This window comes from Indolivaga macrotermitis, assembly GCF_900128985.1.
GTDB lineage: Bacteria > Bacteroidota > Bacteroidia > Bacteroidales > Dysgonomonadaceae > Dysgonomonas_A > Dysgonomonas_A macrotermitis.
In genome coordinates this window covers 107,925-114,575 of sequence record NZ_FQUC01000014.1, presented here as the reverse complement: position 1 = coordinate 114,575, position 6,651 = coordinate 107,925, and the positions used below count along the sequence as shown (strand labels likewise).

Annotated in this window: 5 protein-coding genes; 1 reads left to right on the top strand and 4 read right to left on the bottom strand. The window is 40.2% G+C overall.

Annotated elements, in window-relative coordinates; translation table 11 throughout:
• Nucleotides 1–135: 135 nt before the first annotated feature.
• On the bottom strand, nt 136–1,431 hold the full coding sequence (gene eno, locus BUC12_RS15910; RefSeq protein ID WP_062181901.1) for a phosphopyruvate hydratase: 1,296 nt from the start codon (nt 1,429–1,431) through the stop codon (nt 136–138).
• Between the two features lie 186 nt (nt 1,432–1,617).
• Nucleotides 1,618–2,202: a MarC family protein gene (locus BUC12_RS15905; RefSeq protein ID WP_062181898.1), complete on the bottom strand. Its 585-nt coding sequence runs from the start codon at nt 2,200–2,202 to the stop codon at nt 1,618–1,620.
• 191 nt (nt 2,203–2,393) lie between these two features.
• Between BUC12_RS15905 and BUC12_RS15900 the strand changes: the two genes are divergently transcribed.
• Nucleotides 2,394–4,919 (top strand): rhamnogalacturonan lyase family protein, encoded by a 2,526-nt coding sequence (locus BUC12_RS15900; RefSeq protein ID WP_070808605.1) that lies wholly within the window; start codon nt 2,394–2,396, stop codon nt 4,917–4,919.
• Between the two features lie 47 nt (nt 4,920–4,966).
• On the opposite strand, the gene BUC12_RS15895 is transcribed toward BUC12_RS15900, so the two are convergent.
• Both BUC12_RS15895 and BUC12_RS15890 read right to left on the bottom strand, forming a co-directional pair.
• A complete protein-coding gene (locus tag BUC12_RS15895) occupies nt 4,967–5,665 on the bottom strand; it encodes a head GIN domain-containing protein (RefSeq protein WP_062181896.1) in 699 nt (232 codons plus the stop codon).
• A gap of 180 nt (nt 5,666–5,845) precedes the next feature.
• Nucleotides 5,846–6,649 (bottom strand): META domain-containing protein, encoded by an 804-nt coding sequence (locus BUC12_RS15890; RefSeq protein ID WP_082141926.1) that lies wholly within the window; start codon nt 6,647–6,649, stop codon nt 5,846–5,848.
• Nucleotides 6,650–6,651 lie beyond the last annotated feature (2 nt).

Genomic DNA, 6,651 nt, shown 5'->3' with positions numbered 1-6,651 from the left:
TTAAACTGTCTTTAAACGGATTGAGCCCGGTAAAATACCGAACTCAATCTAAATATAGTTAATAATTTATTGTCCAACTTTGGGGGGGCACTTCATCCGGTTCCGGCTTTCTATTATAAATAACAAGAAGTCTTCTTATTTTTTACGTTGTACACGTTTGAAACCATATACAGCTTTAGAACCCAACTCTTCTTCGATACGAAGCAATTGGTTGTATTTAGCCATACGGTCTGAACGGCTCAATGAACCGGTTTTGATTTGTCCTGAATTAGTTGCAACAGCGATGTCAGCGATAGTAGCATCTTCTGTTTCACCCGAACGGTGAGAAGTTACGCTAGTGTAACCTGCACGGTGAGCCATTTCAATAGCATCCAATGTTTCAGTCAAAGAACCGATTTGGTTTACTTTGATCAGGATAGAGTTAGCACAGCCAAGTTCGATACCTTTTTTCAAGAAATCAACATTAGTAACGAACAAGTCGTCACCTACAAGCTGAACTTTATCACCTAACTTATCAGTAAGTTGTTTCCAACCATCCCAGTCATTTTCATCCATACCATCTTCGATTGAATCGATAGGATATTTAGCTACAAGGCTAGCAAGGAATTCAACTTGTTCTGCAGATGTACGTTTTGCACCGTTAGCACCTTCAAATTTAGAATAGTCGTAGACTTTAGCAGTTTTATCAAAGAATTCAGAAGAAGCACAGTCAAGACCGATAGTAACATCTTTTCCTGGCTCATATCCTGCAGCTTTGATAGCTTTGATGATAGAATCCAATGCATCTTCTGTCCCGTTCAATGTAGGAGCAAAACCACCTTCATCACCAACAGCAGTACTAAGACCTCTGCTTTTGAATTCTTTAGCTAATGCATGGAAAATTTCAGCACCACAACGCAAACCTTCTTTGAAAGAAGCTGCACCAACAGGGCGGATCATAAACTCCTGAAATGCAATAGGAGCATCAGAGTGAGAACCTCCGTTGATGATATTCATCATAGGTACTGGCAATGTATATGTGTTAGTACCTCCGATATAGCGATACAATGGAATATCAAGAGCATTAGCAGCAGCTTTAGCTACAGCCAAAGAAACACCAAGAATAGCATTTGCTCCTAATTTAGATTTAGTAGGAGTTCCGTCAAGAGCGATCATTTTCAAATCGATTCCTCTTTGATCAAGAGCACATTCTCCGGCAAGAGCAGGAGCAATAATGTTATTTACATTATCAACTGCTTTAGTTACACCTTTTCCTAGGTATCTGCTTTTATCTCCATCGCGAAGTTCCAATGCTTCATGTTCTCCGGTAGATGCACCTGAAGGTACAGCCGCGCGACCAAACGCACCGCATTCTAATGTTACATCAACTTCAATAGTTGGATTTCCTCTTGAATCCAGAATTTCACGACCGAAAATACGTTCGATTTTCATACTTGGTTTATTTTAAATTAAATGATATAATGTAAATTACTATTCTCTTTGTTTTTAATGTAACAAAAATACTTCTTTTTTTTGGTTATTGAAATACTTTCGGGCTAGTATTCCACTTTAAAGAGAAGCTATCTATATACAAATTAACAGACAACAAGAGCCGACCAGCTTCTCTATTGTTTATTCTTAAAATGAACTTAACAATCCCGACAGGTTGGAAGTAAATAACCTCACTGATATAGCCATCAGGATAATTCCAAAAAACTTACGCATAACATATACTCCGCTTACGCCTATTAACCGTTCTACGAATTTCAGGTTTTTCAATACAAAAAAGACCAGAATCATATTCAGCAAAAGTGCTATTATGATATTAGTCACACGAAACTCGGCTCTCATAGACAGTAACGCAGTAAAAGTTCCGGGGCCTGCCAATAACGGAAAAACAATCGGCACCAGAGTTGTTGACCCTCCCGGAGCATCATTCCGAAAAACTTCGATACCAAAAATCATCTCTACCGAAATTATAAAAATAACCAATGCCCCCGCTATCGCAAAAGAAGATACATCTACATTGAACAGTTGCAGTATCCAATCTCCGACGAACAAAAATGCAGTCATTATAACAAAAGCATACAACGATGCCTGAAATGGGTTTACATCATCGCCATTCTTCTGATAATTTAAGAAAATAGGGACAGAACCTAAAACATCAATTAATGCAAACAAAACGACAAAAGCGCTTAATATCTGAGTTATATCCTGATTCATTGTATATAGTATTAATGATTCACAAAGTTATATTTTTAGATTTAATTCCGGGCTAATAACATAGAAAGAAGCGAGTATTCAATCTATCATATTTCTATCTGTATTTTCAGAATAAAACACAATTGATATTCAACTTTATTTTCTATTTTTGACAGAGCATTAACCCCAATCCTTATTTTCCAATATCTAATATGAAAACAATATCTGCCATTGTCTTGTTTTTGACAATATTCATTTTTCCTGTATTCAAAATCAATACTATCAGTGCCCAGCATAGAAAAGAAAATCTGGACAGAGCCTTAATTGCACTCCCGGTAAGCAACAATCAGGCGTATATCGGATGGCGCATATTATCGACCGATAAGAAAGAAGACGGATTCGACCTTTACCATCAGGAAGGAAAAAGCAAACCCGAAAAAGCAAACAAATCATTAATCGTAAATACATCCGATTATGTTTGCGACAATATAGACTTTAGTAAAGACAATACCTGGTACCTGAAAGATGCAAGAGGGAAAAACCTCGCCTCTTATCATATTGCGGCCAATAAACCCCAGAACCCTTACCTAAGCATACCTATCCGGAAACCGGAAGGCGGAATTACATTTGACAACGAAAAATACGATTATACCGCCAATGATATTACCGTAGGTGACCTAGACGGAGACGGCGAATATGAAATCATTCTAAAATGGGAGCCAACCAATTCAAAGCGTCCTCCACAAGCCGGATTTACAGGAGATACATATATCGATGCATACAAACTAAACGGAAAACACCTTTGGCGGATAAATCTGGGTAAAAATATCAGATCAGGCGCCGCATACACCCAACTGTTAGTATATGACTTTGACGGAGATGGCAAAGCCGAACTTATTTGTAAGACAGGTGACGGAACTATTGATGGAACAGGCAAGGCTGTAGGCGACCCATTGGCTGACTGGAGAAATAAAGACCCGAACTCGAGGATGTATGGAAAAATTGTAGAAGGTCCCGAGTATATATCAGCATTTGAGGGTACAACAGGAAAAGAACTGGCTACTGCCGAATATATCCCGACACGTTACCCTCTGGACGGTTGGGGAGGAGTTGGTGGAAACGGAGGTAATGACGCTACCGGAGGCAGATCGGACAGATTCACGGCATGCGTCGCTTTCTTCGAAAAAGATACACCTTCGGCTGTAATGGTACGCGGATGGTACGGACGGTCTGTTCTCGCAGCATGGGATTACAAAGATGGAAAGCTATCTTCGAGATGGGTATTCGACAGCGCATTACCCGAATGGGAAGGATACTCGGGAATGGGTAACCACTCTGTGACTGTTGCTGATTTCGACGGAGATGGTCTGGATGAGGTTTGTATCGGGGCTATGACCGTCGATCATAACGGAAAAGGCTTATACACAACCAGATTAAGGCATGGTGACGCACTTCATGCAGGAGATCTTATCCCTAGCCGGCCGGGACTTGAAGTATTTGGCGTGCACGAGACAGAAGAAAAAACAAAAGCTTTGAATACTCCCGGAATGGCTTTATTTGACGGGAAAACGGGAGAAATCATCTGGCAAAAATTTCCGGGCAGGGATATCGGCCGTGGAATGTCAGCCGACATAGACCCAAGATATGCAGGATCCGAATGCTGGTCTGGTTTTGGAGGCACTTACCGGAGCGATACCGGCGAAGAAATATACAAAGATAAACCCAACTCATGTAACTTCGGAATCTGGTGGGATGCCGATCCTTTGCGTGAACTGCTGGATCACACCACAATTACAAAGTGGGACTGGATCAATCACAAGACCGACACACTACTCAGCCCGGGAACAGTTGTATCAAACAACAGTACAAAAGGCAATGCCTGCCTATCGGCGGACATACTTGGCGATTGGCGCGAAGAGGTGATATGGAGAACAGTCGATAACAGTGAACTAAGAATTTACTCGACAACCATACCTGCAGCATATAAATTGCCGACCCTGATGCACGATCACCAATACAGGATGGCCATAGCCTGGCAGAATGTCGCTTACAACCAACCACCCCACCCTAGTTTCGACATGGTAACCAAAGCAAAAGAATGGGCAACAGATAAGGCAGGGCTTACCAAATCCTTATTTAAAACGTATTGGACGATAGAAGCTCAGGAAAACAATATCAGTTTCAGCAACGATACGATAGAAATTGAGGCAAAAAAAGGATTTACCCTATGGCGTAACGAAAAATACGAGGGGAATCTGGAAATTTCATTTTCGGCTTGTATTATGCAGCAAGGTAAGGCCGGAGACAGGCTTAGTGACCTGAATTGCTTCTGGATGGCACAAGACCCGCTATATCCCGATGATATATTTAAACAGGCATCGTGGCGCGATGGCGTATTCGGGCGTTACTACAGTTTAAATATGTATTACCTCGGATATGGAGGCAACAGCAATACCACAACGCGTTTCCGTAAGTACAATGGAAATTTCGAGAAATTTGAGAAAGAAAAAACACGCCCCGACATCATCACCGAATACACAGACAAAGGTAACCTGCTAAGACCCAACCACTGGTACAATATAACCATAAAGTGTAAGGACGGAAATATACAATATACCATTGACGGTAAAACAATAGTTGATTACACAGATCAAAACCCATACACTTCGGGTTGGTTCGGTTTCCGGACTACCCAGTCAAGAGCTAAATTCACCGGATTCAATGTCCGTCGATTATAAAATAAAAATGGCGAGGTATTAAATATCTCGCCATTTTCTATATCTGTTTATTTCTTTTTGACTCCACCACCGCTACTAGCCGATTTCGCTACTTTAGCAGGATTGCCGTAATAAACTACATCGCCTCCACTGGAAGCGCTCGCTTTTATTTCATTCTTTACTGTTATACTGACATCACCGCCGGAAGAAGCACTGGCACTTGCAGTTAAAACTATCATCCCCTTCATTTTCACATCACCTCCGCTACTGGCCGTAGCTTCGGCATTATTTGCACTCCCCGTTAAATTGATATCGCCACCACTACTGGCATCACACTTTACCGTATTCGCTTTCAGGTCTAATTTAATGCTTCCAGCCGAAGACGCATTTAATTTAATGATGTTTGCGTTAATCAATGACTTTCCGTATATATCTGAACCGGAAGAAGCTTCTATCAGGTTGAGGTTAGATGCTGTAACATACACTTCTATTTTATCATTCCTTCCGAATTTTTTCTTCTTGTTGTTATTTACTGAAATAGAAAGAACATTATTTTTCACCTCAGTAATAACCTTATCAATTATATCTCCATTCGCACTAACAGTAATACTTGGCGAATTACCTTCGGTTATATAGACATTTATAGCACAACAAACTTTTATTCCGGAGAAAGAACTCACCTGACGTTTCTGTGAAACTATATTCTGCGCATAAACAGTTATTGACAAAATACAAAACAAGGCTAATAGAAGAGTTTGCTTTTTCATAATAATACTTTTTAATATTAAATCTGTTTTCTTATATGACTCACGAAGGTTGAATTTCGTTACAGAAATTTCCTTCTTTTTTATAAAAAGTTTATTCTTCGATAAAATTCGTCCATGTAAAAATAAAAAAGCCAACCGGATATATTACCGATTGGCTGATTATATTTTAAAAGTCAGTTATCAGTTTGTAGCCCGTACAAACTTCAAAACTTCTTTCCCGTCTCTTACAAAAAGGACTGCTGTTCCTGTGGTTTTCAGTTCACTTACTCCGGTTAGAGCCTGTGTAAAAGCACTCTCACCTTCGAGATTAGGACATGCCATCTTTGTCGACATAGCCGGCCCTACTGTAATAGAGGAGCCTTCAAGCTTGTATGAAGCATTATAGTGGTTGCATCCCGCATTTCCGTGAATTGTACTTTTCTCAGTATCCAATTCCAAAGTAGGTAATTTATCCTGCATTTGGAAAAGTGATTTTGCATCTTTGCCATCAATAGCTTCTAAAGTCCATTTTGTTCCGGCTATCTCAGACAGATCAACACCTTTTACAAATTCTGCGGTTACTTTGCCTCCATTTTCCAGAGTCAATGTGGTTGCTGTAAAAGTGACTTTATTATCTTTGGCTAACATAGCCAGATATTCGCCTTCTTTGTTATCAAAGATACACGCCATCAGAGTCGATCTCAGATTTGGCGCAGACAGGATGTTATTCTGAAATGTAAATGGGCCTGAATATCTGTTACAGCCTCCGTTCCCATATACAAGGCGATCTGTGAGGTTTATGGTCAATGATGGAATTTTGCCCTTAAAAATATCAGCGGCCGGCACTCCGTCCAATGATTTCAAAATCCATGTACCTTCGATCGTAGTTCCTCCGGATGCCGTTGATGATTTAGCTGAATCTTTACCCGATTTACAACTTTGAGCTGTAATACCCAATAATAGAACTGCCAGTAAAAGCAGCATCTTACTTGTCAATTTTTTCATTA

Coding starts and splice junctions, on each gene's coding strand:
- eno (WP_062181901.1), bottom strand. CDS start 1,431: ATGAAAATCGAACGTATTTTCGGTCGTGAAATTCTGGATTCAAGAGGA.
- BUC12_RS15890 (WP_082141926.1), bottom strand. CDS start 6,649: ATGAAAAAATTGACAAGTAAGATGCTGCTTTTACTGGCAGTTCTATTA.
- BUC12_RS15895 (WP_062181896.1), bottom strand. CDS start 5,665: ATGAAAAAGCAAACTCTTCTATTAGCCTTGTTTTGTATTTTGTCAATA.
- BUC12_RS15905 (WP_062181898.1), bottom strand. CDS start 2,202: ATGAATCAGGATATAACTCAGATATTAAGCGCTTTTGTCGTTTTGTTT.
- BUC12_RS15900 (WP_070808605.1), top strand. CDS start 2,394: ATGAAAACAATATCTGCCATTGTCTTGTTTTTGACAATATTCATTTTT.